The sequence below is a fragment of the Pseudomonas sp. Irchel s3a10 genome (assembly GCF_900187525.1).
GTDB lineage: Bacteria > Pseudomonadota > Gammaproteobacteria > Pseudomonadales > Pseudomonadaceae > Aquipseudomonas > Aquipseudomonas koreensis_G.
Genome location: NZ_FYDR01000001.1, coordinates 998,277 through 1,025,106, shown reverse-complemented (window position 1 = coordinate 1,025,106; position 26,830 = coordinate 998,277). Strand labels below are relative to the sequence as shown.

Below are 26,830 nucleotides of genomic sequence, written 5' to 3'. Positions count from 1 at the left end.
ATGGGTTGAATGACACACCGCTTTCGCGAGCAAGCCCGCTCCCACATTGAATGCATTCCAAATGTGGGAATGGGTTTGTCCCACGGGGAATGCATTCCAAATGTGGGAATGGGTTTGTTCCCACGGGGAATGCAATCCTGGTGTGGAAAGAGTTTCTTCCCACAGAGGAATGCAGTCCAAATGTGGGAGCGGGCTTGCTCGCGAAGAGGCCCTCCCAAACGACATCAGTGCCCGCCAACCACCATGTAAGTAAACGGCGCCACATACGCCTGCAATGTCACCAGCCCGCCCACCAAGATGGCCAGCACGATCGAGTGGAAGAACACGTAGCGCAGAATCTCGCCCTCATGCCCATACCAGCGGGTCGCGGTAGAGGCGACCACGATCGATTGCGCATCGACCATCTTGCCCATCACCCCGCCGGAACTGTTGGCCGCGGCCATCAGCACCGGGCTGATGCCCAGCTGTTCCGAGGTCACCCGTTGCAGTCCGCCGAACAGCACGTTCGAGGCCGTGTCCGAGCCAGTCAACGCGACGCCGAGCCAGCCGAGCAGGGTGCCGAACATCGGGTAGAACACCCCGGTCGCGGCGAACGCCAGACCCATGGTGGCGTCCAGTCCGGAATAACGCGTAAGAAACCCCAGCGCCAGCATCGCGGCGATGGTGATCAGCGAAAAGCGCACCACCCACAACGTGCGCAGGTATTGCTTGATCAGTTGCGGGATCGAATAGCCCATCAGCAAACCGCCGACAATCGCCGCCAGCAGGATGCCGCTGCCGGTGGAGGTGAGCCAGGTGAACTTGTAGACCGCTTCTTCAGCTTTTGGCGCCGCGACCACCGGCGGGACTTTTTCGATTTGCAGGTGCAGATTGGTGAAGGTCACGGCCGGAGCGAAAATCGGGTTGGCCTCGCGCAGCGGTTTGCCCTGTGGATCGAGCTTGGCCGATTGCGTGACCGGATCAATCGCCGGACGGGTGTCGAACATGTTTTTAAAACCCTGAGTGCCCCAGGCAAACACGAACACGGTGAGGATGATCCATGGCATCCATGCGCGCATCACCGCCGGGCGTGCCTGATCGCTGAAGGCTGCGCTGGCGGTGACTTTCTCTTCCTCGACTTTCGAGTTGTCGACCCGCCCGGACAGCGCTGCCGAGGTGTGAACGGTCGCCGGTTTCCAGACTTTCAGGAACAACGTCAGGCAGGCCATGGAAATCAGCGCGGCGATCACGTCCACCAGCATCGGCCCGTGGTAGTTCGACACGAGGAATTGCGGCACCGCGAAGCTGACCCCGGCCACCAGAATCGCCGGCCAGATCTCCAGCATCTTGCGCCATCCGGCAAACGCCCAGATCAGCCAGAACGGCACCAGCACCGAGAAAAACGGCAGCTGTCGACCGACCATCATCGACAGCTCCATTTCGTCCAGTCCGGTGACCTTGGCCAGGGTGATGATTGGCGTACCGAGCGCGCCGAACGCCACCGGTGCGGTGTTGGCAATCAGCGCCAGCCCCGAGGCGGCCAATGGTGAAAAACCGAGGCCGATCAGAATCGCCCCGGTCACCGCCACCGGCGTACCGAACCCGGCCGCGCCTTCGAAAAACGCGCCGAAGCAGAAGGCGATCAGCAGCAACTGCAAACGCCGGTCATCGGTGATTCGCGCCAGGGAATCCTGCAGCACTTTGAACGAGCCGTTCTCGGTGGTCAGGCGATGCAGAAAGATGATGTTGAGCACGATCCAGCCGATCGGCAGCAAACCATTGGCCGCACCGAACAGCGCCGCTGAACCGGCCATGCTCGCCGGCATGCCGAAGGCGAAGATCGAGATGAGCAGGGCCGAAGCCAACGCCAACAGTGCGGCCAGATGCGCCTTGACGTGAAAGAACGCCAGCGCCGCGAGCATCACCACCACCGGCACCGCGGCCATGAGCGTGGAGATCAGCGTGTTGCCGAACGGGTCGTAAATTTGCTGCCAGACCATGATCCACCTCTGCTTGTTGTTATCGAGGCGCAGATCCATTGCGTGGGAGTCGGTAAGCAGCAGTATAGGTGGCATTTCGCCGCTGCCCGGATGCAGGCGGCGGGCCGATCAACGGTCGTGCCCGGTCAGTGAATCAAAGTCTTTTTGACCGGTCGTATCAGCGGCTGCGCGCACTGCGTCCTGAAGGCGCGGGCAGCGACAGCCGTTCCGTCGTCAAGACCTTGGTTTTAGGGAAGTGTTGAATGAAGCGCGCTACAACGATGCTGCTGACCGTGACCGCCGCCGTATTGCTGGCAGGCTGTGTGGCGGACTTTGATGATGACCACCGCCACGGGCGGCATTACGACCGCGATCACGGGCGTTATTACGACCATGACCGGCGCTGGGATGACCGTGATGACGGGCGCCGCGACGGACGCCGTTACTACCGTGATCGTGATGATGACTGAGTGAATGCCAAGAGGGCGTTCCCGCAACGGGAACGCCCTCGGCGATTAAAAATGAGCGCTCGCCCGGACGCTGGAATGCGCAGGCGCGGTGGCCTCGAGATCCAGCAAATGGGTGGCGAGTATGTCGCTCAGAAAGCGGAACTGATCGTTGATGCCGACCACTTCATTGCTGAAATGATTGCTCGCGGCGGGCATCAGCACATCGTCGAAATCTTCGTTGAACAGCAGCGCTTGGGTCTTGCGCGAGACAACCTGCTGCTCGTAGTAGTTGCTGCCAAACACCGGGAAACTCACGGAGAGGGTGATGGTGCGAATCATGATGGGTACTCCTCGTTGCGTCTCGGATGGGTGAATCGTGCCTTCGCCGCGCGGCGGGCGGAAGGCAATCGTGGCGATGGTGAATATCGACGGCGTTGATGGTTGATGCCTCCCTCTGTGGGAGCGGGCTTGCTCGCGAATGCGTCGTTTCAGTCGACTTCGTTGTTGCCTGACACAGCGCTTTCGCGAGCAAGCCCGCTCCCACAGGTTGAACGCATTTCAAAGTGGGAGCGCCCGTCCGGCCACAACCGACAAACGGCCTGAGCCCCGCACCTATACTCAAATCTGTCTCCCTCCATTCAAGGACTCCGCCACCGTGAACCTGCGTGCGCTGAGCCTCGCCGCACTGTGTCTGCTGGCTGGCTGCGCCACCTCGGCCCGTGCCCCGGTGGCGCCGCCGGCTGTGGTGGTATCACCGGCGACCTGGCAGCAGATCGACCGCGACATCGTCAGTGCCTCGCAGCAATCGACCGAGCAAGTCAAAGTATTTGCCCGTGGCTCGATGGAACATTGGCGCACTCGCGTCTATCAGCAAACTGAAGAAAATTTCATTCCGTGGTTCAGCAGCTACTGGACCCAGGAATGGCTGTCGATGAAGGTCAGTTGGTACACGATCAGTGCCGGCGGCGAACAGGACGCTTCGGCCAAGCGGCTGGCGCGCTATCTGCTTGAGCAATATCAGGAAAGGGTGCTGGCGCCGGTCGCGGTGGAGATCGATCCGGATGCGATCCTCGGCCAGGCCACGGCGTTCTACGCGCAACTGATGGCCCAGCAGATGCCGCTCATCGCCCAGCGTTATGGCGTGCCGGTTGCCCAGCTCAACGGGCGTCTGCAGAAAGTCCCGGCGATTGCCCTAGGCCCGCCGCCGGCGCGGGATGCCTCGTTGTACAAGGTCATCAGCACCGAACCGCTGAACACATTGCCGGCCTACGCCGCGTTGATCGACAGGATTCACACCGACGGTGGGGCCAAAGGCATCGGCTCGACCGACGCCGGCATGGCGCCCGTGGCCAAACGCGCGAGCCAACGATTAGAGGCGGAAATGGCCCCGCGCGGTGCCGCCAGTGCAGTGGCCGCTGCGGCGGGCAAATTGGCCGGGGCGATGATTTCCGTGGGGGTGATGGGCATCCGCGCCATTATCCAGGCCAACGACCGGCCGGACAGCGAAGCGCTGATTCGCAGCAGCCTGGGCAGCACCTTCGACAAGGCCTGGGCGAAATTGCTGCAGAACCCGACCACCGGGGTCATGGCCGGAACACTGCATATCGCCGGACAGGTCGAAGGCAGCCTTGGTGGGGGCCAGCAACCGTCGGTCGGGCTGGGTGTGAATCGTGTCGAATGGCAGCCGCAACAATCGACTACCCGACAGATCGAACCCAACGTGCAAGGAGAGTGATCATGGCTTACATCGATATTTTTGTAGCACCCGTGCCGAATGCCAATCGCGACCAGTACAAAAAACACTGTGAGATCGCCGCGAAACTGTTCAAGGAATACGGAGCGAAGGAGGTGGTTCAATGCTGGGGCGATGACGTGCCGGACGGCAAAGTCACCTCATTTCCGATGGCGGTAAAACTCAAAGGCGGCGAAACGGTGTCGTCCGGCTGGCTGATCTGGCCCGACAAGGCCACCCGCGATGCCGGCATGGCAAAGATGATGGAAGACCCGCGCATGCAACCGGACGTCAACCCGATGGGATTTGATGGGCAGCGCATGATCTTTGGTGGCTTCACGAACATTCTTGAAGCCTGAAGACCAGCGCAAATCCATTGTGGGAGCGGGCTTGCTCGCGAAGAGGCGGCACAGCCAACATCTTCATGGCTGACCCACCGCTTTCGCGAGCAAGCCCGCTCCCACCCTGGAGTTGTGGTGTGCCCACGATTGTCGTCATCCTGCGAACCCCTGTGGGAGCGGGCTTGCTCGCGAAGAGGACGGCACAGCCAATAGCTTCATGGCTGACCCACCGCTTTCGCGAGCAAGCCCGCTCCCACCCTGGAGTTGTGGCGTGCCCGCGATTGTCGTCATCCTGCGAACCCCTGTGGGAGCGGGCTTGCCCGCGAACAGGCCGGCACAGCCAATAGCTTCATGGCTGACCCATTGCTTTCGCGAGCAAGCCCGCTCCCACCCTGGAGTTGTGGTGTGCCCACGATTGTCGTCATCCTGCGAAACCCTGTGGGAGCGGGCTTGCTCGCGAAGAGGCCGGTGCAGCCAATAGCTTCATGGCTGACCCACCGCTTTCGCGAGCAAGCCCGCTCCCACCCTGGAGTTGTGGCGTGCCCGCGATTGTCGTCATCCTGCGAACCCCTGTGGGAGCGGGCTTGCCCGCGAACAGGCCGGCACAGCCAATAGCTTCATGGCTGACCCATTGCTTTCGCGAGCAAGCCCGCTCCCACCCTGGAGTTGTGGTGTGCCCACGATTGTCGTCATCCTGCGAAACCCTGTGGGAGCGGGCTTGCTCGCGAAGAGGCCGGTGCAGCCAATAGCTTCATTGCTGACCCACCGCTTTCGCGAGCAAGCCCGCTCCCACAATGGATTGTGGTCACTCTGCAGACGGGGTGATCCGACAGCTTTTGCGGTGGCGGATTTCTTCTTCCGTGGGCCGCTCGCGAACGAATTCGAAACGCGGTTCACCTTCGCTGTAATGCACCAGCCAGCCCCATTCCAGCTCGGTTTCATCCTGCCCGGGGCTGGGTGGCCGGGCCCACCACGGTTCTTTGCTGAGGATCTCGCGCATGGCGACCTCCGATTCGATGGCAATCCTTGAACTATAGCCGGGTGTCGCCAGTCGTCAGAGAAGGCTGTGTAGAATCGGCCGATCGATGAGTGAAGGAGCAGGGCCATGACCGATGATGCGCGCAGGGATGAACCGTTCAAGCGACTGTTTTTCGCCCTCGACTGCCCACCGGTGCAACGCAAGGCCATCGCTCAGTGGCGTGGCGAGCTGGGGTTGCGCGCCGGTAAACCGGTGCCGGCGGATAACTTTCACCTGACGCTGCTGTTCCTCGGTGCCGTGCCGCTGGCGCAGATCCATGAAGTCTGCGAGGTCGCCGGCAAGGTGCGCACGCCGGGTGATCCATTGAAGATCGTGCTGAATCGTCTGCAGGTCTGGCATCGGGCGGGGATTTTGTCCCTGGCGCCGGAGCAGGCGCCGCCGGCCCTGTTGAGTCTGGTGTATGCGCTGGAACAGGCGATGCTGCCGTTCGGCTTCGAAGAATCGCCACGCGAGTTTCGCCCGCATCTGACCCTGGCCCGGGATTACCGTGCAGCGGAGCCGGAAGCCGCCACGCCGCCGGAGTTTTTCCTGCGCGCCGAGCGTTTTGCCTTGTTCGAATCGCACAAGGGTCGCTACCGGATTCTGCAGGATTGGCCACTGAATTGAGCGCAGAAAAAAAGGCGCCCGAGGGCGCCTGAAATTCACCTGAGCCGAGGGAGCCAGGTGAGGCCGTTCATTGCAGGGTGCAGCGGTGGTAAGGCGCTGCGTGAACGGGAAACCAATGATTCTGCGAGTGAACACCGACCCTGTGGGAGCGAGCTTGCTCGCGAAGGCGTCGGCTCATTCAACATCTGTATGGCTTGATCCACCGCTTTCGCGAGCAAGCTCGCTCCCACATTTGGATCTGCGCTTGGCCTATTTACCGAGTTTCACCCGGGTCCAGCCGCGGGTCATGATCCGCTGCGTGGCAATCGGCTGATCCGGCACCGCATACAACGTCGCCATCACTGCCTGCGACGGATACGAACCCGGGTCGTTGCGGATCGCTTCGTCCACCAGTGGCGTCGCCGCCGAGTTGGCGTTGCTGTAGCCGTTGCTGTTGGTGATCTCAGCGATGATGTCCGGGCGCATCAGGAAGTTCATGAACAGGTAGGCGTTCTCTACGTTCGCCGCATCGCGCGGGATGGCGACCATGTCGTAGAAACTGCCGGCGCCTTCCTTCGGAATGCTGTAGTCGATCTGCACCTTGTTGCCGGCTTCCACCGCACGGGCCTTGGCCTGCAGCACATCACCGGAGTAACCGACCGCCACGCAGATGTTGCCGTTGGCCAGGTCGGAGATGTACTTCGAGGAGTGGAAGTACGCCACGTACGGGCGGATCTTCATGAACAGCGCTTCGGCTTCGAGGATGTGCGCCTTGTCCTTGTCGTTCACCGGGTAGCCCAGGTAGTGCAGGGCGGCCGGGATCATTTCGGTCGGCGAGTCGAGGAAGCTGATGCCGCAGGCTTTCAGCTTTTCAGCGTTTTCCGGCTTGAACAGCAAGTCCCAGGAGTTGGTCGGTGCCTTGGCACCGAGCACTTCCTTGACCTTGTCCGGGTTGTAGCCGATGCCGATCGAGCCCCACATGTACGGGAACGCGTGGGCGTTGTCCGGATCACTGGCGGAGGCGTTTTTCAGCAGCACCGGGTTGAGATTCTTCCAGTTCGACAGTTTCGATTTGTCGAGTGGCTGATAGACCCCGGCCTTGATCTGCTTGGCCAAGAAACTGTTGGACGGCACTACGATGTCGTAACCGGATTTACCCGCCAGCAAACGCGCCTCGAGGGTCTCGTTACTGTCGAACACGTCGTAGGTCACCTGGATGCCGGTCTCGTCTTCGAACTTCTTGACGGTGTCCGGCGCGATGTAATCGGACCAGTTGTAAACACGCAGCACCTTGTCGTTGGCCTGGACGCCCGTGGCAATTGCGCCCATTAAGGACAGTGTCAGCAGAGTCCTGCCAAACATTTTCATCGGTGAAACTCCATTTTTTTTATTCAAAAACATAACCCGGGTGTACGTAAAACCTGTGGCGAGGGAGCTTGCTCCCGCTGGGCTGCGAAGCAGCCCCAAAAATCTTGTGAGCGCTGCGCACTCAAGCGGGAGCAAGCTCCCTCGCCACAGTTGTTCATCACAGTTGTTCATCGGTGTTGCTTAGGCGGTGACGGCGCGTTGCGGCTGCTGCCACGCCTCATTCGCCGTTTGATCCATCGCTTCCTGAATCGCTTTCTTGCGGTTGGCTTCTGCCTTGCGGCTGAAGTACCAGACGAGGAACGTCACCAACGACACCGCCAGCAGAATCAGACTGGCCACGGCGTTGATCTCCGGCTTCACGCCCAGACGCACCGCCGAGAACACTTCCATCGGCAGCGTGGTCGAGCCTGGGCCGGAGACGAAGCTTGCCAGCACCAGATCGTCCAGCGACAGGGCGAACGACATCATCCCGCCCGCTGCCAGCGACGGCGCGATCATTGGAATGGTGATCAGGAAAAACACCTTGAACGGCTTGGCCCCCAGATCCATCGCGGCTTCTTCGATCGACAGATCCAGTTCACGCAGGCGGGCGGAGACTACCACCGCCACATAGGCGGCACAAAACGTGGTGTGGGCGATCCAGATGGTGACGATGCCACGCTCCTGCGGCCAGCCGATCAACTGCGCCATCGCCACGAACAGCAGCAACAGCGACAGGCCGGTGATCACTTCCGGCATCACCAGCGGCGCGGTGACCAGACCACCAAACAGCGTGCGACCCTTGAAGCGCGTGACCCGAGTCAGCACGAAAGCGGCGAGGGTGCCGAGCGCTACCGCAGCAATCGCGGTGTAGCAGGCGATTTCCAGCGAGCGCACCACCGAGCCCATCAGTTGCGTGTTGTCGAGCAGGCCGACGTACCATTTCACCGACCAGCCGCCCCACACCGTCACCAGTTTCGAGGCGTTGAACGAGTAGATCACCAGAATCAGCATCGGCAGATAAATGAACATCAGGCCGAAGATCAACATGAACTTGGAAAAACCGAAGCGTTTCATCCCCGTGCCTCCATCTCTTTGGCCTGGCTGCGGTTGAACAGCAGAATCGGCACAATCAGGATTAACAGCATCACCACCGCCAGCGCGGACGCCACCGGCCAGTCGCGGTTATTGAAGAACTCTTGCCACAGCACGCGACCGATCATCAGCGTCTCCGGGCCACCCAGCAGTTCCGGAATCACGAACTCGCCGACCACCGGAATGAACACCAGCATGCAGCCGGCGATGATGCCGTTCTTGGCCAGCGGCACGGTGATTTTCCAGAAGTTGTTGAAGTTGCTCGACCCCAGATCCTGCGCGGCTTCCAGCAGGCTGCCGTCGTGCTTCACCAGGTTGGCGTACAGCGGCAACACCATGAATGGCAGGTACGCATACACCACGCCGATATACACCGCGGTGTTGGTGTTGAGGATCTCGATCGGGTGATCGGTCAGCCCGGTCCACATCAGAAACGCGTTGAGCAGACCGTTGTTGCTGAGGATGCCCATCCACGCATACACGCGGATCAGGATCGCGGTCCAGGTCGGCATCATGATCAACAGCAGCAGGACGTTTTGCGTTTCCTTGCCGGTCTTGGTGATTGCGTAGGCCATCGGAAAACCGATCACCAGGCACATCATTGTGCTCAGCGCCGCGACCTTCAGCGAACCGAGGTAGGCCGACAGGTACAGCTCGTCTTCGCCGAGCAGGGTGTAGTTGCCGATGTTGAGCAGCAGCTGGAATTTCTGTTCGGCGTAGGTGTAGATCTCCGAGTACGGCGGGATCGACAGCGCGGCTTCCGAGAAGCTGATCTTCATCACCAGGAAGAACGGCAGCATGAAGAACAGGAACAGCCAGATGAACGGGATGCCGATCACCAGTTTTCGCCCGCTGGGCACCAGGCGCAGGAATTGCTGATTGAAGGTTCTCATGAGCGCAGTACCACGCCGCTATCGTCTTCCCACCACACGTAGACTTTGTCGTCCCAGGTCGGACGCGCGCCACGGCGTTCGGCGTTGGCCATGAACGACTGGACGATCTTGCCGCCGGGCAGCTCGACGTAGAACACCGAGTGGCCGCCGAGGTAGGCGATGTCGTGCACCTTGCCTTCGGACCAGTTGTAGCGGAACTCCGGTTGGGTGGTGCTGACGAGCATTTTTTCCGGACGGATTGCGTAGGTGATCGACTTGTCCTGCACCGAGGTGCTGACGCCGTGACCGACGTAGATCTTCTGCTGCAAGTCCGGGCTGTGGATGATCGCGTGACCTTCAAGGTCTTCCACCACGGTGCCGTCGAAGGCGTTCACGTTACCGATGAACTCGCAGACCATGCGGCTGACCGGTGCTTCATAAATGTCCACCGGGCTGCCGATCTGGGCGATCCAGCCCAGGTGCATGATCGCGATGCGTTCAGCCATGGTCATGGCTTCTTCCTGGTCGTGGGTCACCATCACGCAGGTCACGCCGACGCGCTCGATGATCTCGACCAGTTCCAGTTGCATCTGCGAACGCAGTTTTTTATCCAGCGCGCCCATCGGCTCGTCGAGCAGCAACAGCTTTGGACGTTTCGCCAGGGAGCGGGCGAGGGCGACGCGCTGGCGCTGACCGCCGGACAACTGATGAGGTTTGCGTTTGGCATATTGGGTCATGTGCACCAGACGCAGCATCTCTTCGACGCGGGCGTCGATTTCGCTGGCCGGCAAACGGTCCTGCTTGAGGCCGAAGGCAATGTTCTGCGCCACGGTCATGTGCGGGAACAGCGCGTAGGACTGGAACATCATGTTGATCGGCCGCTCGTACGGCGGCATGTCAGTGATGTCCACACCGTCGAGCAGAATCCGCCCTTCAGTCGGCCGCTCGAAACCGGCGAGCATGCGCAGCAGGGTCGATTTGCCCGAACCGGAGCCGCCGAGCAGGGCAAAGATTTCGCCCTGATGGATCTCCAGGGACACATCGTCCACTGCCGTGGTTTCGTCGAACTTCTTGGTGACACGATCGACTTTCACCAGAACCTTTTTCGGTTGCTGGTGGCCTTCAAGTGCCTTCCGGTAAGTGCTGGAGGCGTTTGCCATGTGAAACTCCCAACAGGTTTCAGTCGCCGGGCCAATGTGGCCTGGCTTAAGTGGATTGCAAGCCTGCAGGTGCATTCCCGGTTGGATCACATCCCCCTGTGGGAGCGAGCTTGCTCGCGAAGACGTGGTGTCAGCCGACATCGTTGTTATCTGACACACCGCTTTCGCGAGCAAGCTCGCTCCCACAGGGTTTTGCATTGATCTGACGGTCTTGCTCCTGCCATCCGGCTTGGTCGCGCCGCCGTCCTGGCTGCCTGGGTCGTACTTGTTGTTATTACGGTTTGTTGTTTTCACGGATGACGGATGCGCACACGCGCCGCCGCCGACCCCGTGGGGGCAGTAAACAGTTTTGAAATCCTGGGTGGTGTCAGCGCTGGTTGCGTCGCGCCGCCCGTTGCCGGCAGGCCTCGCCGAACGCCTGGAAAATCTTCAGGTAGTTCGGGTTGTCCAGCACCTGCCATTCCGGGTGCCATTGCACGCCGAGGGCGAAGGTCGGGCTGTGCTCGACCGAGATCGCCTCGATCAGGCCATCCGGCGCCACCGCTTCGGCACGCAGGCCGGGCGCTAGGCGGTCGATGCCCTGGCTGTGAATCGAGTTGACCTGGAACTCACCCGGCAACGCCAGCGCTTCGAACACACCGCCAGCGAGCACGCTCACGGCATGCGCCGGTGCGTATTGCACGGCCACGTCCGGGCTGTCGGCTTCACGGTGATCGAGCATGCCCGGCAGCTCATGCACTTTCTGGTGCAGGCTGCCACCGAAGGCCACGTTCATTTCCTGGAAGCCACGGCAAATGCCGAGCACCGGAACGCCCGCCGCAATGGCTGCACGCAATAAAGGAAGGGTAGTGGCGTCCCGCGCCGGATCGTGATCCGTGCCGGGTTCGCTGGCCGGGCCTTGATAGTGGAAGGGCTCCACATTCGAGGGGGAGCCGGTCAGCAACAGACCGTCGAGTTGACCGAGCAGGTCTTCGATTTCAGTCAGTTTGCCAAGGGAAGGAATGACCACTGGAAGACCCTGAGCGCCAACGCTGACAGCACGTACGTACTTGTCGCCGCTGATGTGATAGGGGTGCAGGCCAATCTGTTTGACGCACGCAGTAACGCCGATCAATGGCTTGAATGCCATTTTTATTCACCTCGAAGTTTGACACTTGAACGAGCTTTTCCGGAGCTTAGCCTCGTTGATTTTAATTAACAACTGCCATGTAAAAAATTCTAAACGCCGCTCATCCAGTCTTCACGATTCCAGGCCTTGCGGCGCCTGCATTGGCACGAGAGTGTTAAAAAAAGCCCGAAAAATAAACGCTGAGCGGCCAGGTGTTCGCTATTGACTTCACTTTTCCTTTCAGATTGACTGGCTCGGCGAAACAGCGGTGAACATAATAATTAACAGCTAAATAGGTGCATCATGTCGGTCCCTCTGCGTGCCGTTCAACTCAACGAAGCAAACGCATTCCTTAAGAAACATCCTGAGGTTTTGTACGTCGACCTTCTGATTGCGGATATGAACGGTGTGGTGCGCGGCAAGCGCATCGAGCGCACCAGTCTTCACAAGGTTTACGAGAAAGGCATCAACCTGCCGGCCTCGCTCTTCGCTCTCGACATCAATGGTTCCACGGTGGAAAGCACCGGCCTGGGTCTGGACATCGGCGACGCCGACCGCATCTGCTACCCGATTCCGGGCACCCTGAGCATCGAGCCGTGGCAGAAGCGCCCAACCGCACAACTGCTGATGACCATGCACGAGATCGAGGGCGAGCCGTTCTTCGCTGACCCGCGTGAAGTGCTGGCCAACGTGGTGCGCAAGTTCGATGAACTGGGCCTGACCATCTGCGCCGCGTTCGAACTGGAGTTCTACCTGATCGACCAGGACAACGTTAACGGCCGTCCGCAGTCGCCACGTTCGCCGGTCTCCGGCAAGCGCCCGGTGTCGACTCAGGTTTACCTGATCGACGATCTCGACGAATACGTCGACTGCCTGCAAGACATCCTCGAAGGCGCGAAAGAGCAGGGCATCCCGGCTGACGCCATCGTCAAGGAAAGCGCCCCGGCGCAGTTCGAAGTCAACCTGCATCACGTCTCCGACCCGATCAAGGCCTGCGACTATGCGGTGCTGCTCAAGCGTCTGGTGAAGAACATCGCCTACGACCACGAGATGGACACCACCTTCATGGCCAAGCCGTATCCGGGCCAGGCGGGCAACGGTCTGCACGTACACATTTCGATCCTGGACAAAGAAGGCAACAACATCTTCGCCAGCGAGGATCCCGAGCAGAACGCCGCGCTGCGACACGCGATCGGCGGTGTGCTGGAGACCCTGCCTGCGCAAATGGCGTTCCTCTGCCCGAACGTCAACTCGTACCGCCGCTTCGGCGCGCAGTTCTACGTGCCGAACTCGCCGAGCTGGGGCATCGACAACCGCACCGTTGCGGTACGTGTGCCGACCGGTTCGGCCGACGCCGTGCGCATCGAGCACCGCGTGGCCGGTGCCGACGCTAACCCGTACCTGCTGATGGCTTCGGTGCTGGCCGGCATTCACCACGGCCTGACCAACCAGATCGAGCCAGGCGCGCCAGTTGAAGGCAACAGCTACGAACAGAACGAACAGAGCCTGCCGAACAACCTGCGTGATGCACTGCGCGAGCTGGACGACAGCGAAGTCATGGCCAGGTACATCGACCCGATGTACATCGACGTGTTCGTCGCGTGCAAGGAAAGCGAACTGGCCGAGTTCGAGAACTCGATCTCCGACCTTGAGTACAACTGGTATCTGCATACGGTGTGATGGTTTCGGCCCTCAAAAGCCAAGAGCCCCTCACCCTAACCCTCTCCCGGAGGGAGAGGGGACTGACCGGGGATGCTTGGGAAATCCTGCGACCTGAACCTGCTTTACCGAATCCATAATCGACTCGGTCATTCAGGTCGGCGCAACTCCCGAGACAACTCGGTCGGTCCCCTCTACCTCTGGGAGAGGGCTAGGGTGAGGGCAGCTATCTCAAGCCAGATACGACACCCCCAATTCCCCCTTGTCGAGCCACAACCATGACCAGCACCCGCAACGACTGGGAACAACGCTTCCAGTCCCTGACCATCGAATCCCGCGCGTTCATCAACGGTGAATACCGCCCCGCGATCAGCGGCGCCACCTTCGAATGCCTGAGCCCCGTCGACGGCCGTTTTCTCGCCTCCGTGGCCAGCACCGATGAAGCCGATGCCAACCTCGCCGTCGAAGTCGCCCGTCAGTCGTTCAACTCCGGTGTGTGGGCGCACAAGGCCCCGGCCGAGCGCAAACGCATTTTGATCCGCTTCGCTGATCTGATCCTGCAACACCAGGAAGAACTGGCGCTGCTGGAAACCCTCGACATGGGCAAACCGATCAGCGACTCCATGAGCATCGACATTCCGGCGACCGCCAACGCGATCCGCTGGAGTGCCGAAGCCATCGACAAGATCTACGACGAAGTCGCCGCCACCCCACACGACCAACTCGGCCTCATCACCCGTGAACCATCGGGCGTGGTCGCGGCCATCGTGCCGTGGAACTTCCCGCTGATCATGGCCAGCTGGAAATTCGCCCCTGCCCTGGCGGCGGGTAACTCGTTCATTCTCAAGCCTTCGGAAAAGTCGCCACTGACCGCGATCCGCATCGCTCAACTGGCGCTGGACGCGGGCATTCCGAAAGGCGTGTTCAACGTCCTGCCAGGCTTCGGCCACACCGTCGGCAAGGCGCTGGCGTTGCACATGGACGTCGACGTGCTGGCCTTCACCGGCTCCACGGCGATTGCCAAACAACTGATGATTTATGCCGGCCAGAGCAACATGAAACGCGTCTGGCTCGAAGCCGGTGGCAAGAGCCCGAACGTGGTGTTTGCCGACGCTCCGGACTTGCGCGCGGCAGCCCAGGCTGCGGCCGGCGCGATTGCCTTTAATCAGGGCGAAGTGTGCACCGCCGGTTCGCGTTTGCTGGTCGAGCGTTCGATCCGCGAGCAATTCATCCCGCTGCTGGTGGAAGCGCTGCAAGCGTGGAAACCGGGGCACGCGCTTGACCCGGCCACCACTGTCGGCGCCGTGGTCGATCAGCGCCAACTCGACAACGTGCTGCGCTACATCAGCATCGGCCGCGAGCAGGGCGCCGAGCTGATTGCCGGCGGTCAGCGCACCCTCGAAGAAACCGGTGGCCTCTACGTGCAACCGGCGATCTTCGATGGCGTGACCAATGCGATGACCATCGCCCGCGAAGAAATCTTTGGGCCGGTGCTGTCGCTGATCACCTTCGACACCGTTGAAGAAGCGCTGCAGATCGCCAACGACAGCATCTTCGGTCTCGCCGCCGGTGTCTGGACCAGCAACCTGAGCAAGGCGCATACCTTCGCCCGTGGGCTGCGTGCCGGCAGCGTCTGGGTCAACCAGTACGACGGCGGCGACATGACCGCGCCGTTCGGTGGTTTCAAACAGTCGGGCAACGGTCGCGACAAATCGCTGCACGCGTTCGACAAGTACACCGAGCTGAAAGCGACCTGGATCAAGCTCTGATTTTCTACAGCGGTGGTCGCTTCTGATGAGCGACCCTCGGAGAACAATAAAATGAAGCAACAACACGTCAACAGCTACTACGCCGCCACGCGCAACGAAGTCATCGACTTCCCGACCCTTGAAGAGTCGGTCGAGTGCGATGTCTGCATCATCGGCGCCGGCTACACCGGCCTGTCCTCGGCGCTGTTCCTCACCGAGGCCGGCTATAAAGTCACGGTGCTGGAAGCGGCGAAAGTCGGCTACGGCGCCAGTGGCCGCAATGGCGGGCAACTGGTCAACTCCTACAGTCGTGACGTCGATGTGATCGAAGAACGCTACGGCGACAAGACGGCGCAAATCCTCGGCAGCATGATCTTCGAAGGCGCCGACATCATCCGTTCGCGGATCAAGGACTACGACATCCAATGCGACTACCGCCCGGGCGGCATTTTCGCAGCGATGAACAAGAAACAGCTCAACGGCCTGGCCGAGCAGAAGCGCAGTTGGGAACGCTACGGCAACCAGAACCTGAAGATGCTCGACGCCGCTGACATTCGTCGCGAAATTGGCTCCGACGCCTACGTTGGCGGCCTGCTGGACCTGCAGGGCGGTCACGTTCACCCGCTGAACCTGGCCCTCGGTGAAGCCGCAGCCATCGTGCGTCTGGGCGGCAAGATCTACGAGCAATCGGCTGCCGTGGAAATCAAATACGGCGAGCCTAACGTGGTGCGTACCGCCAAAGGCCAGGTGCGCGCCAAGTACCTGCTGATCGCCGGCAACGCCTACCTGCCGCAAGGTCTGGACAACCGCGTGACCGCGAAGAGCATGCCGTGCGGCTCGCAGATTGTCGTCACCGAACCGCTGACCGAGAAGCAGGCACGCAGCCTGATCACCAACAACTATTGCGTCGAAGACTGCAACTACCTGCTGGATTACTACCGCCTGACGGCCGATAACCGCCTGCTGTACGGTGGCGGCGTGGTCTACGGCGCGCGGGAACCGGATGACATCGAACAACTGATCCGGCCGAAGATTCTCAAGACCTTCCCGCAGCTCAAGGATGTGAAAATCGACTACCGCTGGACCGGCAACTTCCTGCTGACCATGTCACGCATGCCGCAGTTCGGCCGCATCGAGAAAAACGCCTACTACATGCAGGGCTACAGCGGCCACGGCGTCACCTGCTCGCACCTGGCCGGCAAACTGATCTCGGAAATGATCCGTGGCGACGCCGAACGCTTCGACGCCTTCGCCTCGCTGCCGCACATGCCAATGATCGGCGGCCGCACCTTCTCCGCCCCCTTGACCGCCCTCGGCGCCGTCTACTACTCGCTGCGCGACCGTTTCGGCATCTAAGTTACCTCCCCGGCGGCGGCCCCCAGGACCCCGCCGGTTTTTTAATGCTGTAGCAACACCGCCGATGTCCAAACGTGGGAGCCGGCCTGACAACCGCTACCAAGTTACCTGACACAAAAGAGATCCAACTGTGGGAGCGGGCTTGCTCGCGAATGGGCCCTGTCAGCCAACACACATGTCGCCTGACACACCGCTTTCGCGAGCAAGCCCGCTCCCACAGTTGCCGTATTACCAAGGCCAGAAGGACTTTTACCGCACCGTCCATCGAACCTGCTGAGCAACACTGGCAAACGTGATTTAATAGCCGCCTTTCACGGTTCCGGGACACGGGAGCAACGTGATCCGCGCCTTGCGCGGCACCCGCCACCCACCCCCATTACCCTTAAGTACTACTCACATAAGGCTGTCATGGATACGGGTTCTCGACTCAAACTAGTACGCGAAAGCTACAAACTCTCCCAGCGCGAGCTGGCCCGGCGTAGCGGCGTGACCAATGCCACCATCTCCCTGATCGAACAGAATCGCGTCAGTCCTTCCGTCAGCTCGCTGAAAAAGCTGCTCGAAGGCATCCCGATGTCCCTGGCCGACTTCTTCACCTTCGACCAGCCCCCGCGTGAACACCAATACGTCTTCCGCGCCAACGAACAACCCGACCTCGGCCGCCACGGCCTGCGCCTGCTGCTGATCGGCGCCTCGGTTCCAAGCCGCCAGATGCGTTTGCTGCGTGAGCAGTACGCACCGGGCGCTAGTTCGGGGGAAGAGCCGATTGTTCACTCGGAAGGCGAGGAGTGTGGGTTGGTGACGCGTGGTACGGTGGAGTTGACCGTGGATGGGCAGGTGAGTGTGTTGAATGCGGGGGATGGGTATTATTTTCCGACGACGCTGCCGCATAAGTTCCGGAATATCGGGGCGGATGAGGCTGAGATTATTAGTGCGAATACGCCGGCGAATTTTTGAGAATTTGTTCTAATATTTGGAGTGGTAGGTTTTTATGGATGAAGTTCTTAAGTTTGAATTGCGAAAGTTGTTGGAAAGTGCTTCCTCCAAGATTGATAGAGATTCTTTCTCCCAAGAGCCGCACTACACGTCGGCATTGTTTGGGAAGCTTCATGGTGAGAAAGTTTTAAATAAGGAAGGCAGATATATAAAGTTGAGTTGTTCTCCGTCGAATGATCGAGGTCGTGGATCCGCGGAGAGCAAAACTGGTATTGATGTGGGTATGGTTTTTGAGTGGGAGGGGGTTGACGGCAAGATTTTTGAGAAGGCAATAATGTTGCAGGCTAAAAACAATGTAGAGACCTTGAACTCTCAAGAAAGAAAAGATCTAGAAGCGCAATGTGAAAAAATGGCCGTTATCACCAAAAGTTATTTGGTGATGGACTGTCCCTATGATTGTAGTGTTCCTAATGTTTACTGCCCAGACACGGCTCCTCCGTTCTGGAAGCGTCCGCCTTTTTCCTTGACTGATTATTTGATTGACCAAGTTTTTCCTTGCACGCGGGGAGATTCTGATGCGAAGGTCGTGTCTATGGCGCGCAGGTCTGATAGATGTTTGGTTGTGACAACAAATCTACCAAAGCCTAAAGTTAAACTTGTTCGGAAAAACACCCCTTAGATTTCGATTTTAAACAAAAAAGTTAAAAAAGGTGACAGGCTTATTTGTTTGAATCTGTCACCTGCAGAGTTTTTAGCTCAGAGCATCCAACCCTCGTTGCTCTATAACTCGAAAAAGGTCACTCACGTCTTGCACCATGATTCTGGCGATGGTGGTGACTGTGTTGATGTCATGTTCTGCGTGGTCAGGTAAGTGAATGCAAGCCATGAGATCGAGAAATTTGAGGACGGCATTCAGGCGTTCACTGAGACAGGCATGTAAGTCGCGCAGTGGGGTGTCGGCGTCGATGAGCAGGACAGGGTGGTCGGTGGCCGGGTGGGACATGTTTGCACAGTGGCGTATAAGTTCCTGTGTCGTCATGGTGTTAATCCTTTTTTGAGAAGAATTGCCACCGTCCTGCTGCGAAACAAAATGGGTGGCAGCTATGCGTGGGTTCGCAGACCGGAGGATTAACACCAAGACCCGGCAGACCCGAAGGTCTCCCACGCACAACCGCCATAAAGTTTGCGCAGCCGGGAGTTGGCCGTGCCAGACGGAACAGGGTGTCAATCTTAAGGGCTGCGAAACCCTATCGCCAAATTCGTTCAGCGACAGACCCACTCTAGGCATCGATCTCCATCGTCGCAATCAGCCTGTAGGACGTGAAATCACCAGGTGTTGCCAGCGCCTTCGCTCCCGGTCAGCGGCGCAACCGTCGTGAATCAAGGGTTGCGGAGTGTCAGGGGAAAATGACTCGCAGGGTATGGAACCGCTTCGCAGCCCCGTAAGAACAAGCTCCCTCACCACGCGCAGTCATTTCCTACGCGGTTTTCAGATCCCAAAATCCAGTACCCATCCCCGCCCCGGAACTTTCTTCAAAAACGATGTCAATTTGATGGCGTGTCGCGACGCTCATTTGAAACGGATAAACCAGTGCCAGGCTGTTTCCTGGCAAGCCAAGGAAGTGTGAGATGAAACTGATTTTTGCGATGTTGTTGATGTTCAGCGGTTACACGTTTGCCAGTTGTTCCAGCATCAGTGACAGCGATCAGCGCAATTATTGCCAGGCCACGCAGGAAGGCAGTACTTGCTCCTCAATCCGGGACAGTGATTTGCGTGCGTCCTGCGAAGCGGAGAAGGGCAGTACTTGTTCGAGCATTCGCGACAGCGACCAGCGCGCTTACTGCGAGGCGAAAAAGGGCAGCACCTGTTCGAGCATTCGTGATTCGGATTTGCGCGCAACGTGTGAGGCTGAAAAAGGCAGTACTTGCTCCAGCATCCATGACAGCGATCAGCGTGCATTTTGTGAGGCGAAGAAGGGCAGCACTTGTTCGAGCATCCGGAATTCGGACTTGCGCAATCAGTGTGAAGCCATGAAGCATTGATTCCCCACCATTTAGAGCAAAAAGGGACACCCATCGGTGTCCCTTTTTCATGCGCGCTTAAACGCCGCTATTTCGCCTTCCAATGCCCGCCACCGTTCTCGCAATCAATCCGCGCCTGCGGCAGATGCTCCACGTCGTAGTAATACGTGGTCACTTGGGCTTTGTCGGGGATGTTCAGCGCCTTGGCGTTTTTGTCTTTGCTGGTGGAGTGCGGGTTGGCCAGGGATTCTTGGGTGATCGTGGCGATACACGTGGCCTGATAGTGATCGGCGCAGTGTTCGACCTTGGTTTTAGTGCTGCTGAGCATGTCTTTGCTTTCGTTGCTGCACGACCAGTCGATGGAGTTGACGGGCATGCCTTCGTATTCGTAGCAGCTGTGGGTTTCCACCGCTGGCACCGAAGCGCTGGAGGATTGGGTCTGAACGTCGCAGCCTTCGGCCATGACGCAGGTGGGGATGACGGCGAAGGTGGCGATCAGAAGCAGGAAGCGAGTGTTCATCGGGGTTTCCTCTTCAACGGCGCCGGGTCTGATCGATGATGTTGGCGCTTTATAGTTTCGAGACGGCGTGGAGGAGGGAGGTTCCATCGGGTTTTTGATTTGCTCCTATCGCGTACACTGCGAAACAATCGGAAACATTCAGCGCCCAAGGATTGGAACATTGCCCATGATCGAAATTGGCAGCCGCAATAACGCGACCCCCTCGCAGCATCCATTCCACGACATCTATCTGTTTCACATCGATCCTGCAAAGCCAGACTCGCCTTTCTGTTTCGAGCAGTCGATGTCCGGCGGGCACATGGAACACGGCGGTGCGCGATGGTTGGCGCTGAATGAGCTGGACGCTTGGCCGGGCGAGTGGCGTGAGCACCTGAGAAAAGCTGATTGTGCGTGGGTTGCCGAGTTGATCGATGCCCATCCAAATGCCGATCAGTTCACCGTGGTCTCGCTGATTCTTCAACGTCATTCCGGGCCTGCGAAGCCAACCGGACGGCTTGAAGCGATGCGCAACTGGCTCAAACGCAACATCCACGTTGGCGGCCGCTATGGCGTTTAACCCACGGAGACTTCCATGACTCAGACACTCGAACGCGCTATCGCCATCGCTGCCACCGCCCATGCCGGGCAGGTCGACAAGGGCGGTGCGCCGTACATTCTGCATCCGCTGAAAGTCATGTTGCGCATGAGCACGCTGGAAGAACGCATCGTCGCCGTGCTGCACGATGTGGTCGAGGATTGCGCCATCAGCCTCGATGATTTGCGTAAGGAAGGTTTCAGCGAAGAAGTTTTGAGCGCTATTGAATCCGTGACCAAAGTGCCGGGCGAGTCCTACGAGGATTTCGTCGACCGCGCGGCGCAGAACCCGATCGGACGGGTGGTCAAGCTGGCGGATCTGGAAGAGAACAGCGACCTGTCGCGGATTGCCTCGCCAAGTTGGGAGGATCTGGAGCGGATCGAGAAGTATCGGCGGGCGATCGGGCGGTTGCGCTCGTAAGAACGAATACCCCCCTGTAGGAGCTGCCGAAGGCTGCGATCTTTTGACTTTGATTCTTTAAAGGCAAGATCAAAAGATCGCAGCCTGCGGCAGCTCCTACATGGGATTGATGTCGGGTCAGTTGAATAGCCAGGAAGGCGAAGAATATGAAATCGATTCTGTGTTTGTTGATCGCGGCCGCTGTTGGCGTTGCGCTGCAGGTCAGCGGTGTTCCTCATGGCCTCTTGCTGGGGGCGATCCTCGTCACCGCATTGGTCACCACGCGCAGCGGTTTTGCCCCCGCAACCCCTTATGGTCTGGGCTACATCCAGGTCACACTGGGCATTGCCACCGGGTTGATGTTTGAAGCGTGGGACAGCGCAACCGTCTCGACGATGTTGCCGAGCCTCGGCATCTTGCTGCTGTGCCTGACGATGCAAGTCGCACTGGCCGCTTGGTGGCTGTCGCGCGGGGCAGGGTGGAATCGCACGGATGCGTTGCTGGCAGTCTATCCGGGCGCGTTGGCGGCGGTGTTCGATCTGCTGGAATCGCATCAGGCTTCAAGCAAGGTGATCATCGTGCACTTGATGCGGCTGCTGCTGATCACGGTGCTGGTGAGTTTGCTTATTCCCGGAACGGCACCGGTTGCCGTGGCCGACGTCGATCCGTTGTCCACGGGCATGGCGCTGACCGTGCTGTCGGTGATCGGTTTGAGTGTGCTGGTCGGGCGTTTACTGCTCGCCGTTGGCGTGCCGGCACCGTTCATGCTGACGGCAATCATCATCACTGCCGTGTTCGTGAAATCAGGATGGCTGCACGGCTTTCACATGCCGGACTGGAGTTTGAGCCTGGCGGCGCTGATTCTGGGTGTGCGGATCGGTTCGCGATTCCAAGGGCTTGGCCTCGCGGAGCTGGGGCGTCACGGGCGCACGGCGCTGGTTTCGGTGGGTTTGATGATTCTGATAGCGGCGGTTTTCGCGTTGGCGGCGGCGCGATTACTGGGCAGCGATGCGCTGTCGTTGTGGCTCGCGTACATGCCGGGGGCTATCGAAACCATCGCTATTGTGGCGTTCGCCGGCGGGCTGAATGTGGTGTTTATCCTGATTCACCATCTGGCACGGATGGTGGTGCTGCATTTTGCACCGGCGTTGTTGGTGCAGGTTCGGCGGGTGCGGGAAGGGGCGTGATCCAGGTGGTGCTGATTTTATGGATAATCAGTACCACCGTTTGGATAGCGGCATCTGCAAATTCGCCGAGCGGTTAGGTCGACCCCTTTGATAAAGCCATATTTCTGAAAGGCCAAAATCGAATAATTCGAACAGCTAGGTTCGAATCTACATGCCGATCTCAGCCTTTCAGGCGCCATTTTCTGATAGCAACGGATTGCCAATATGGCGACGGGGACCATCATGCAGGCTTGCGTAGAGAAATGACGTAATACTCGGTCAGTACGTTTTTCTTTCCGAGCAGCGCATCGAAGCACCCCGGTTTGACAGAAACCCCAATGGTGTCGATTCGGTAAAACTCCCAGCCGTCTTCTGCGTGGGAGTTCACTACGTTCTGAAGGTAGGCAGCGGCTTCATTCCCACGGTGCTCTTTGGCACGAACTTCAATGTTTGGCGGGACTTGAACCATCTTATATACGTACATCCTTGCTCATCCTTTCCATCGCTGCATTCCGAATGAATGACAGAACCGAATGTTTATACTCAATTTGATATCCCTTGGCCATCACTCGCTCAGCATTGCTGGGTTGGACGTGAACTACACTCCCAGATTACCCCGCCCCACAGGCAACCCCGCCGCGTCGGAGGTCATCATGTTCCGCCACTCACTGTTCATCGCAGCGTGCCTGTGCGCCACACAGACCAGCGCTGAATCCGTCATCCCGCTCAAGGGCCAGACTTCCCAGCAAACCCAGATCGACATCAACGACTGCCACTCCATAGCGTCCACCTCAACCACGTCGACACCACAGGCCGGCGGTCGGTTGAAGGGCGCAGCAGTGGGTGCGGCGGCCGGTGCCAGCGCTGCTGAAGTGCGCGGCCGTCAGCACGACGAGTTATACGAAGCGGTGGATGATGACCGCAAGCAGGATTACCGCCAGGACCGCGCCAAGCAGACCGCTGCGGCGGGTGCGGTGGTTGGCGGTGCGCGGCAGCGGCAGGATCGGCGTGAGCAGCGGCGGACCGATGCTTCAGCCAGTTCCAGCGCCTACACCGGATGCCTGCAAGGGCGGGGTTATCAGGTCACACCCTGACGGTGTTCCCGGTGCGCGACGAGCAAGTGCATCATCACCCCGCTATAAAGCGTCACCAGAATGAACAACCCCATACGCACCGCAAATGCGCTGTAGACATCCTTGCCCGCTGCGCTGTCTTCCACCGATTGGCCGAGCAGGATAATCATGGTGATCAGGGTGTTGAGCCAGAACCCCGGGGTGAGTTGCGTCGGGTGCATCCGATAGAGTTTGCGCGCCACCAACAGCCCGAACAGCAGCATCCACAGAAAGAACATCCACAGGTGTACGAACAGGCTCAACGCACACCAGAACAGCACCGCCAGCAGTCCGCCGAGCAAGGTCGAGCCGAGCAGTTCGCGCCCGGCATGGTGGGTGCGGGTGGTGGTGCTTTGCTGGCCGAGGCTGACGGCTTTGAGGATGATCGGCAGGTAGCTGGCGGGGTCGATCAGCACCAGCAGGAAGGTCGGCAGCACGATCAGCGTTGCGCGCAACGCTACGCGGGGCACGTCTTCGGCGGGCAGGGCGGGGGCGGGTGGTGGCGCGGGACTGTTGGCCGGTTCCGGGAACAGGATGTGGCTCAGGCCGACGATGACGACGGCCAGTAACAGGCCTTTGACCAGTGCGCCGATCACCGCCATCGCCAGCTCGAATGAGGCGAAGCCGGCGGCAGAGATCATGGTCATGCCGATCACCAGGAACGTCATGATCAGCACGTTGCCGCCGCGCAAACCGTAGGTGAACACCAGAAACAGCCCAACACCGATCAGCAGCACGCCGCACACCGGGTAATACCGCAGCAACGGCACCAGCAACAGTCCGAGACTGGTGGTAAACGCGGCGACCAAAGTCAGTATCAGCGCCATTTTGACTGGCAATGGCCGGGGCATGCTGGCGAGCAGCAACACCGCGAGCACCGGCGACAGAAACGATAGTGGCAAGGCGAAACCGTAACTGGCAGCGGTGCACAGCGCCGTGCCGAACGCCAGACGCAAGGCCCGTTGCGCCGGCACGCTGCGCTCAGTAGGCATACGACAGCCAGCTCATTAACCAGACAAACACCCGCCCGAGTGGGTTGAGCAGATTGCCCTCGGTGGGGAAGGCCATGACTTCCGCCTGCCCACCGGCGCGGATCGCGCGACTGTCGATCAGACGCTTTTTCGCCTCGTCGCTGAACTCGATGATCACCGGAAAACGTTGCGCCGGGCGCAGCCAGTCGCGGCTGTTCTGAATGCTTGGCAAGGTGCCGGGCGCAGGCGTCTGGCCGACGCTCACGCCATAGCCGACGCTGCGCACGCGACCGTCGAGGACTTCGCCGGGCAGCGCGTCGAGGACGATCGCCACCGGGGTGCCGGGTTGCACGCGGCCGAGGTTGTTCTCGGTGAGGTCGGCACTGACCCACACGTCCTGGATCGTGATCAGTGTCATCACCGGACTGCCGGCAGCCGCGAACTGGCCGACGTCGGTGCGCAGGTCGGTGATCAGTCCCGCCGAACGCGCGCCGATGCGGGTGTTGGCCAGATCGAGTTCAGCCTTGGCCAGCGTGGCGGCGGCGCTGAGCAGTTTGGCGTTGGTGTCGGTGTTGCCGCCTTCCTGTTCCTGGGCACGCAGCACTTCGGCCCGAGCGGCGGCGACCTTGCTGACCGCCGCTGTATGGTTGGCCCGGGACACTTCAAGAAGTCGTACGGACACCGTGCCCGGATCTTCTTTGTACAAGCCTTCAAGCCGGCGATTGTCCTGGCGCGCCTTGAGTTCATCGGCTTGGGCTGCACGCAGCGACGCCTGGGCCGAAGCGATGCCTGCGGTGCTGGCGCCAACAGTGCGACGGGTGTTTTCCAGATCGGCCCGGGCGCGGTCGACGGCAATCTGCAGCGGCTGTGGATCGAGTTCGAAGAGGATGTCGCCAGCCTTCACGTCCTGATTGTTGCGCACGTTGACCTTGATCACCCGCCCCGCGACTTCCGCCGCCACCGGAATCACGAATGCGCCGACCCGCGCCTGCTGGGTGTAGGGCGTGTAGCGGTCGGCCAGTAGGTACCACGCCAGGCTCAGCACGATCAACAGCAGCACCCAGCGGATGCCTTTTTTCGCCGGGTCAGGTTGAACCGGGGCGGGCGCGGGAGGCGTGGCGTCAGTCATGAGGGCTTACCTGCGGTGGAAGGGGATACGCCGGTGGGGCGGGCGGTGCGGTGAGCAAGTCGCCCCAGTGGGTGCGCTGCTGCATCTGGTGTTGGGTGGGCTCATCGACTTGGGGTGCATTGCTTTGCCAGCCGCCACCGAGGGCCTTGTACAGGGCGATCAGGTTGCTCACCGCGTCGCTGCGGCTGACCAGATAGTTGTCTTGCAACTCCAGCAGCGCACGCTGGGCATCGAGCACCCGTTGAAAGTCCGAATAGCCTTCACGGTATTGCGTGTTGGCCAGCACCAGCGAACGCCGCGCCGCGCCTTCGGCCTCACGCAAAATACGTTCGCGCTGCAACGCTTTGCTCAGCCCGCTGGCGGCATCGTCGGCCTCGCGCGCAGCCTGGCGCACCTTGTCGCGGTAGGCTTCGATCAGTTGCTGCAGACGCGCGTCCTGCACGCGGATGTTGTTGCGGATCCGCCCGTAATCGAAGAGGTTCCAGCGCAAGCTCGGGCCGCCGATCAGGTCGAGGCTGCGCGGGGTGGCGCTGAGAGTGTCAGTGGACCAGACGATGCTGCCGAGCAAGGTCAGCGACGGGTACAGATCGGTTTCGGCGACCCCGACCAGCGCCGATTGTGCAGCCACGTTCAATTCCGCCGCCCGCACATCGGGGCGGCGCAGCAACAGATTGGCCGGGACGTCTTGCAACACCGCGCGATCAACCAGCGGAATCAGCCCCACTTGCTCAGCCAGCAGCGCCGCGCCACCGGGCGGCTGACCGACCAGCACCGCCAGCGCGTTGCGCGTGCGCAGCACCTGATCTTCGAACACCGGAATGCTGCTCAGCGTGCCCAGGTACTGGGTTTTCGCCTGTTGCAGATCGAGTTCGGCGGTCTGGCCGCTGTTGAACAGTTTTTCGGTGATCTCGAAATTGCGTTTCTGCTGGGCGGCGTTTTCCCGGGCGACCCGCAGCCGCGCTTCGGTGGTGCGCAACAGAAAATAGGTGTCGGCGACCTGCGCGCGCAGCAACACCAGAGCGTCTTCGTAATTGGCCTGGGCGGCGAAGTAACTGGCATCGGACGATTCGATGGCGCGGCTGAAACGGCCCCAGAAATCCAGCTCCCAGCCGACATCGAACGCTGCGCTGTGTTGCCAGAATTGGCGGTTCTGCGGATTGTTGCCGCCGGACTGATGTCGGTCGACGTAAAGGCTGTCGACGCCCAGCTGCTGCAGTTGCGGATAGCGGGCGCTTTCGGCGATGCCCAGTTGTGCGCGGGCCTCGAGCACCCGCAGCCCGGCGATTTTCAGGCTGCTGTTGTGCGCATCGGCTTCGGCGATCAGGCGGTCGAGCACCGGGTCGGCGAACACTTGCCACCACTGGCGCAGGTCCGGTTGGTCGGCGCGTTCACTGGCCTGCTCCAGCGCGGCGCTGTTCCACTGCTTGCTCCAGGCCTCGCCCGGCGGCTGGAAGTCCGGCCCCAGACGTACGCAACCGCTCAAACTCAAAGCGCCGAGCAACAACAGGTGGCCGGGCCGCGTCAGCAGGGCGGTGGTTGCAGGCATTGCGCG

General features: G+C 60.1%; 29 protein-coding genes. 14 read left to right on the top strand and 15 right to left on the bottom strand.

The window, feature by feature from the left end; genetic code table 11:
* Positions 1-224 precede the first annotated feature (224 nt).
* The gene (locus tag CKW11_RS04560; protein WP_095136773.1) at positions 225-1,979 is read right to left on the bottom strand and encodes an L-lactate permease; all 1,755 of its coding nucleotides are present in this window, start codon (positions 1,977-1,979) and stop codon (positions 225-227) included.
* Positions 1,980-2,221: 242 nt separating this feature from the next.
* Here CKW11_RS04560 and CKW11_RS04555 point away from each other — a divergent pair, with 242 nt between their 5' ends.
* The gene (locus CKW11_RS04555) at positions 2,222-2,428 is read left to right on the top strand and encodes a hypothetical protein (RefSeq protein WP_041073476.1); all 207 of its coding nucleotides are present in this window, start codon (positions 2,222-2,224) and stop codon (positions 2,426-2,428) included.
* Positions 2,429-2,473: 45 nt separating this feature from the next.
* Here CKW11_RS04555 and CKW11_RS04550 read toward each other — a convergent pair whose 3' ends face one another.
* Positions 2,474-2,746 carry a hypothetical protein gene (locus tag CKW11_RS04550; RefSeq protein WP_047601766.1) on the bottom strand — a complete coding sequence of 91 codons (273 nt, stop codon included), beginning with the start codon at positions 2,744-2,746 and terminating at the stop codon, positions 2,474-2,476.
* 316 nt (positions 2,747-3,062) lie between these two features.
* Here CKW11_RS04550 and CKW11_RS04545 point away from each other — a divergent pair, with 316 nt between their 5' ends.
* Together CKW11_RS04545 and CKW11_RS04540 are read left to right on the top strand one after the other, a co-directional pair.
* Positions 3,063-4,142 (top strand): hypothetical protein, encoded by a 1,080-nt coding sequence (locus CKW11_RS04545; protein ID WP_095136581.1) that lies wholly within the window; start codon positions 3,063-3,065, stop codon positions 4,140-4,142.
* Positions 4,143-4,144: 2 nt separating this feature from the next.
* The gene (locus CKW11_RS04540; RefSeq protein ID WP_095136580.1) at positions 4,145-4,498 is read left to right on the top strand and encodes a DUF1428 domain-containing protein; all 354 of its coding nucleotides are present in this window, start codon (positions 4,145-4,147) and stop codon (positions 4,496-4,498) included.
* A gap of 787 nt (positions 4,499-5,285) precedes the next feature.
* Here the strand turns inward: CKW11_RS04540 and CKW11_RS04535 are convergent.
* Positions 5,286-5,480: a hypothetical protein gene (locus CKW11_RS04535; protein ID WP_095136579.1), complete on the bottom strand. Its 195-nt coding sequence runs from the start codon at positions 5,478-5,480 to the stop codon at positions 5,286-5,288.
* 105 nt (positions 5,481-5,585) lie between these two features.
* On the opposite strand from CKW11_RS04535, the gene thpR reads away from it, so the two are divergent.
* Positions 5,586-6,125, top strand: a complete 540-nt coding sequence (gene thpR / locus CKW11_RS04530; protein ID WP_095136578.1) for an RNA 2',3'-cyclic phosphodiesterase — start codon at positions 5,586-5,588, stop codon at positions 6,123-6,125.
* Positions 6,126-6,374: 249 nt separating this feature from the next.
* Here the strand turns inward: thpR and CKW11_RS04525 are convergent, their stop codons facing one another.
* The 5 genes from CKW11_RS04525 to CKW11_RS04500 all read right to left on the bottom strand — a co-directional run bounded on the left by CKW11_RS04525 (position 6,375) and on the right by CKW11_RS04500 (position 11,707).
* Entirely contained in the window at positions 6,375-7,472 is a 1,098-nt protein-coding gene (locus CKW11_RS04525) for a polyamine ABC transporter substrate-binding protein (RefSeq protein WP_027611685.1), read from the bottom strand.
* Positions 7,473-7,652: 180 nt separating this feature from the next.
* Entirely contained in the window at positions 7,653-8,528 is an 876-nt protein-coding gene (locus tag CKW11_RS04520) for an ABC transporter permease subunit (RefSeq protein WP_095136577.1), read from the bottom strand.
* A complete protein-coding gene (locus tag CKW11_RS04515) occupies positions 8,525-9,439 on the bottom strand; it encodes an ABC transporter permease subunit (RefSeq protein WP_095136576.1) in 915 nt (304 codons plus the stop codon). Before CKW11_RS04515 ends, CKW11_RS04520 begins: the two co-directional genes overlap by 4 nt.
* Positions 9,436-10,578: a polyamine ABC transporter ATP-binding protein gene (potA, locus tag CKW11_RS04510; protein ID WP_095136575.1), complete on the bottom strand. Its 1,143-nt coding sequence runs from the start codon at positions 10,576-10,578 to the stop codon at positions 9,436-9,438. Before potA ends, CKW11_RS04515 begins: the two co-directional genes overlap by 4 nt.
* Before the next feature lie 367 nt (positions 10,579-10,945).
* Positions 10,946-11,707, bottom strand: a complete 762-nt coding sequence (locus tag CKW11_RS04500; protein WP_027611688.1) for a gamma-glutamyl-gamma-aminobutyrate hydrolase family protein — start codon at positions 11,705-11,707, stop codon at positions 10,946-10,948.
* A gap of 282 nt (positions 11,708-11,989) precedes the next feature.
* Here CKW11_RS04500 and CKW11_RS04495 point away from each other — a divergent pair, with 282 nt between their 5' ends.
* The 5 genes from CKW11_RS04495 to CKW11_RS27600 all read left to right on the top strand — a co-directional run bounded on the left by CKW11_RS04495 (position 11,990) and on the right by CKW11_RS27600 (position 18,064).
* Complete coding sequence (locus tag CKW11_RS04495; RefSeq protein WP_025111315.1) at positions 11,990-13,366, top strand: glutamine synthetase family protein; 1,377 nt, start codon at positions 11,990-11,992, stop codon at positions 13,364-13,366.
* Positions 13,367-13,623: 257 nt separating this feature from the next.
* Positions 13,624-15,114: an aldehyde dehydrogenase gene (locus tag CKW11_RS04490; protein ID WP_095136573.1), complete on the top strand. Its 1,491-nt coding sequence runs from the start codon at positions 13,624-13,626 to the stop codon at positions 15,112-15,114.
* A gap of 51 nt (positions 15,115-15,165) precedes the next feature.
* Positions 15,166-16,449, top strand: a complete 1,284-nt coding sequence (locus CKW11_RS04485; protein WP_095136572.1) for an FAD-binding oxidoreductase — start codon at positions 15,166-15,168, stop codon at positions 16,447-16,449.
* Positions 16,450-16,857: 408 nt separating this feature from the next.
* Complete coding sequence (locus CKW11_RS04480; protein ID WP_095136571.1) at positions 16,858-17,406, top strand: cupin domain-containing protein; 549 nt, start codon at positions 16,858-16,860, stop codon at positions 17,404-17,406.
* Positions 17,407-17,440: 34 nt separating this feature from the next.
* A complete protein-coding gene (locus CKW11_RS27600; RefSeq protein ID WP_143499919.1) occupies positions 17,441-18,064 on the top strand; it encodes a hypothetical protein in 624 nt (207 codons plus the stop codon).
* A 72-nt stretch (positions 18,065-18,136) separates the two neighbouring features.
* Here CKW11_RS27600 and CKW11_RS04475 read toward each other — a convergent pair whose 3' ends face one another.
* On the bottom strand, positions 18,137-18,424 hold the full coding sequence (locus tag CKW11_RS04475; protein ID WP_095136570.1) for a fructose-bisphosphate aldolase: 288 nt from the start codon (positions 18,422-18,424) through the stop codon (positions 18,137-18,139).
* Positions 18,425-19,014: 590 nt separating this feature from the next.
* On the opposite strand from CKW11_RS04475, the gene CKW11_RS04470 reads away from it, so the two are divergent.
* Entirely contained in the window at positions 19,015-19,428 is a 414-nt protein-coding gene (locus CKW11_RS04470) for a hypothetical protein (RefSeq protein WP_095136569.1), read from the top strand.
* Between the two features lie 67 nt (positions 19,429-19,495).
* Here the strand turns inward: CKW11_RS04470 and CKW11_RS04465 are convergent, their stop codons facing one another.
* On the bottom strand, positions 19,496-19,927 hold the full coding sequence (locus CKW11_RS04465) for a hypothetical protein (protein WP_095136568.1): 432 nt from the start codon (positions 19,925-19,927) through the stop codon (positions 19,496-19,498).
* A gap of 166 nt (positions 19,928-20,093) precedes the next feature.
* On the opposite strand from CKW11_RS04465, the gene CKW11_RS04460 reads away from it, so the two are divergent.
* The 3 genes from CKW11_RS04460 to CKW11_RS04450 all read left to right on the top strand — a co-directional run bounded on the left by CKW11_RS04460 (position 20,094) and on the right by CKW11_RS04450 (position 22,087).
* On the top strand, positions 20,094-20,483 hold the full coding sequence (locus CKW11_RS04460; protein WP_095136567.1) for a hypothetical protein: 390 nt from the start codon (positions 20,094-20,096) through the stop codon (positions 20,481-20,483).
* A gap of 15 nt (positions 20,484-20,498) precedes the next feature.
* Complete coding sequence (locus CKW11_RS04455) at positions 20,499-20,921, top strand: HD domain-containing protein (protein ID WP_095136566.1); 423 nt, start codon at positions 20,499-20,501, stop codon at positions 20,919-20,921.
* 146 nt (positions 20,922-21,067) lie between these two features.
* Entirely contained in the window at positions 21,068-22,087 is a 1,020-nt protein-coding gene (locus CKW11_RS04450; protein ID WP_095136565.1) for an AbrB family transcriptional regulator, read from the top strand.
* A 17-nt stretch (positions 22,088-22,104) separates the two neighbouring features.
* Here the strand turns inward: CKW11_RS04450 and yidD are convergent, their stop codons facing one another.
* Both yidD and CKW11_RS04440 read right to left on the bottom strand, forming a co-directional pair.
* Entirely contained in the window at positions 22,105-22,308 is a 204-nt protein-coding gene (gene yidD / locus CKW11_RS04445; protein ID WP_095136772.1) for a membrane protein insertion efficiency factor YidD, read from the bottom strand.
* Positions 22,308-22,550, bottom strand: a complete 243-nt coding sequence (locus CKW11_RS04440) for a hypothetical protein (RefSeq protein ID WP_011333569.1) — start codon at positions 22,548-22,550, stop codon at positions 22,308-22,310. Before CKW11_RS04440 ends, yidD begins: the two co-directional genes overlap by 1 nt.
* 169 nt (positions 22,551-22,719) lie before the next feature.
* On the opposite strand from CKW11_RS04440, the gene CKW11_RS04435 reads away from it, so the two are divergent.
* Positions 22,720-23,160, top strand: a complete 441-nt coding sequence (locus CKW11_RS04435) for a YMGG-like glycine zipper-containing protein (RefSeq protein ID WP_095136564.1) — start codon at positions 22,720-22,722, stop codon at positions 23,158-23,160.
* On the opposite strand, the gene CKW11_RS04430 is transcribed toward CKW11_RS04435, so the two are convergent.
* The 3 genes from CKW11_RS04430 to CKW11_RS04420 are packed head-to-tail and all read right to left on the bottom strand — an operon-like array spanning position 23,145 to position 26,824.
* The gene (locus CKW11_RS04430; RefSeq protein WP_095136563.1) at positions 23,145-24,170 is read right to left on the bottom strand and encodes a DUF2955 domain-containing protein; all 1,026 of its coding nucleotides are present in this window, start codon (positions 24,168-24,170) and stop codon (positions 23,145-23,147) included. The genes CKW11_RS04435 and CKW11_RS04430 overlap by 16 nt on opposite strands.
* Positions 24,160-25,278, bottom strand: coding sequence for an HlyD family secretion protein (locus tag CKW11_RS04425; RefSeq protein WP_095136562.1), 1,119 nt, complete (start codon positions 25,276-25,278; stop codon positions 24,160-24,162). Before CKW11_RS04425 ends, CKW11_RS04430 begins: the two co-directional genes overlap by 11 nt.
* The gene (locus tag CKW11_RS04420) at positions 25,271-26,824 is read right to left on the bottom strand and encodes an efflux transporter outer membrane subunit (RefSeq protein ID WP_253149503.1); all 1,554 of its coding nucleotides are present in this window, start codon (positions 26,822-26,824) and stop codon (positions 25,271-25,273) included. The genes CKW11_RS04425 and CKW11_RS04420 overlap by 8 nt, the downstream gene beginning before the upstream one ends.
* Positions 26,825-26,830: the final 6 nt, after the last annotated feature.

What these genes read in the sequence shown, in the direction of transcription:
- CKW11_RS04560 (WP_095136773.1), bottom strand. Translation starts at nt 1,979, where the DNA reads ATGGTCTGGCAGCAAATTTACGACCCGTTCGGCAACACGCTGATCTCC.
- CKW11_RS04555 (WP_041073476.1), top strand. Translation starts at nt 2,222, where the DNA reads ATGAAGCGCGCTACAACGATGCTGCTGACCGTGACCGCCGCCGTATTG.
- CKW11_RS04550 (WP_047601766.1), bottom strand. Translation starts at nt 2,746, where the DNA reads ATGATTCGCACCATCACCCTCTCCGTGAGTTTCCCGGTGTTTGGCAGC.
- CKW11_RS04540 (WP_095136580.1), top strand. Translation starts at nt 4,145, where the DNA reads ATGGCTTACATCGATATTTTTGTAGCACCCGTGCCGAATGCCAATCGC.
- CKW11_RS04535 (WP_095136579.1), bottom strand. Translation starts at nt 5,480, where the DNA reads ATGCGCGAGATCCTCAGCAAAGAACCGTGGTGGGCCCGGCCACCCAGC.
- thpR (WP_095136578.1), top strand. Translation starts at nt 5,586, where the DNA reads ATGACCGATGATGCGCGCAGGGATGAACCGTTCAAGCGACTGTTTTTC.
- CKW11_RS04525 (WP_027611685.1), bottom strand. Translation starts at nt 7,472, where the DNA reads ATGAAAATGTTTGGCAGGACTCTGCTGACACTGTCCTTAATGGGCGCA.
- CKW11_RS04520 (WP_095136577.1), bottom strand. Translation starts at nt 8,528, where the DNA reads ATGAAACGCTTCGGTTTTTCCAAGTTCATGTTGATCTTCGGCCTGATG.
- CKW11_RS04515 (WP_095136576.1), bottom strand. Translation starts at nt 9,439, where the DNA reads ATGAGAACCTTCAATCAGCAATTCCTGCGCCTGGTGCCCAGCGGGCGA.
- potA (WP_095136575.1), bottom strand. Translation starts at nt 10,578, where the DNA reads ATGGCAAACGCCTCCAGCACTTACCGGAAGGCACTTGAAGGCCACCAG.
- CKW11_RS04500 (WP_027611688.1), bottom strand. Translation starts at nt 11,707, where the DNA reads ATGGCATTCAAGCCATTGATCGGCGTTACTGCGTGCGTCAAACAGATT.
- CKW11_RS04495 (WP_025111315.1), top strand. Translation starts at nt 11,990, where the DNA reads ATGTCGGTCCCTCTGCGTGCCGTTCAACTCAACGAAGCAAACGCATTC.
- CKW11_RS04490 (WP_095136573.1), top strand. Translation starts at nt 13,624, where the DNA reads ATGACCAGCACCCGCAACGACTGGGAACAACGCTTCCAGTCCCTGACC.
- CKW11_RS04485 (WP_095136572.1), top strand. Translation starts at nt 15,166, where the DNA reads ATGAAGCAACAACACGTCAACAGCTACTACGCCGCCACGCGCAACGAA.
- CKW11_RS04480 (WP_095136571.1), top strand. Translation starts at nt 16,858, where the DNA reads ATGGATACGGGTTCTCGACTCAAACTAGTACGCGAAAGCTACAAACTC.
- CKW11_RS27600 (WP_143499919.1), top strand. Translation starts at nt 17,441, where the DNA reads ATGGATGAAGTTCTTAAGTTTGAATTGCGAAAGTTGTTGGAAAGTGCT.
- CKW11_RS04475 (WP_095136570.1), bottom strand. Translation starts at nt 18,424, where the DNA reads ATGACGACACAGGAACTTATACGCCACTGTGCAAACATGTCCCACCCG.
- CKW11_RS04470 (WP_095136569.1), top strand. Translation starts at nt 19,015, where the DNA reads ATGAAACTGATTTTTGCGATGTTGTTGATGTTCAGCGGTTACACGTTT.
- CKW11_RS04465 (WP_095136568.1), bottom strand. Translation starts at nt 19,927, where the DNA reads ATGAACACTCGCTTCCTGCTTCTGATCGCCACCTTCGCCGTCATCCCC.
- CKW11_RS04460 (WP_095136567.1), top strand. Translation starts at nt 20,094, where the DNA reads ATGATCGAAATTGGCAGCCGCAATAACGCGACCCCCTCGCAGCATCCA.
- CKW11_RS04455 (WP_095136566.1), top strand. Translation starts at nt 20,499, where the DNA reads ATGACTCAGACACTCGAACGCGCTATCGCCATCGCTGCCACCGCCCAT.
- CKW11_RS04450 (WP_095136565.1), top strand. Translation starts at nt 21,068, where the DNA reads ATGAAATCGATTCTGTGTTTGTTGATCGCGGCCGCTGTTGGCGTTGCG.
- yidD (WP_095136772.1), bottom strand. Translation starts at nt 22,308, where the DNA reads ATGGTCCCCGTCGCCATATTGGCAATCCGTTGCTATCAGAAAATGGCG.
- CKW11_RS04440 (WP_011333569.1), bottom strand. Translation starts at nt 22,550, where the DNA reads ATGTACGTATATAAGATGGTTCAAGTCCCGCCAAACATTGAAGTTCGT.
- CKW11_RS04435 (WP_095136564.1), top strand. Translation starts at nt 22,720, where the DNA reads ATGTTCCGCCACTCACTGTTCATCGCAGCGTGCCTGTGCGCCACACAG.
- CKW11_RS04430 (WP_095136563.1), bottom strand. Translation starts at nt 24,170, where the DNA reads ATGCCTACTGAGCGCAGCGTGCCGGCGCAACGGGCCTTGCGTCTGGCG.
- CKW11_RS04425 (WP_095136562.1), bottom strand. Translation starts at nt 25,278, where the DNA reads ATGACTGACGCCACGCCTCCCGCGCCCGCCCCGGTTCAACCTGACCCG.
- CKW11_RS04420 (WP_253149503.1), bottom strand. Translation starts at nt 26,824, where the DNA reads ATGCCTGCAACCACCGCCCTGCTGACGCGGCCCGGCCACCTGTTGTTG.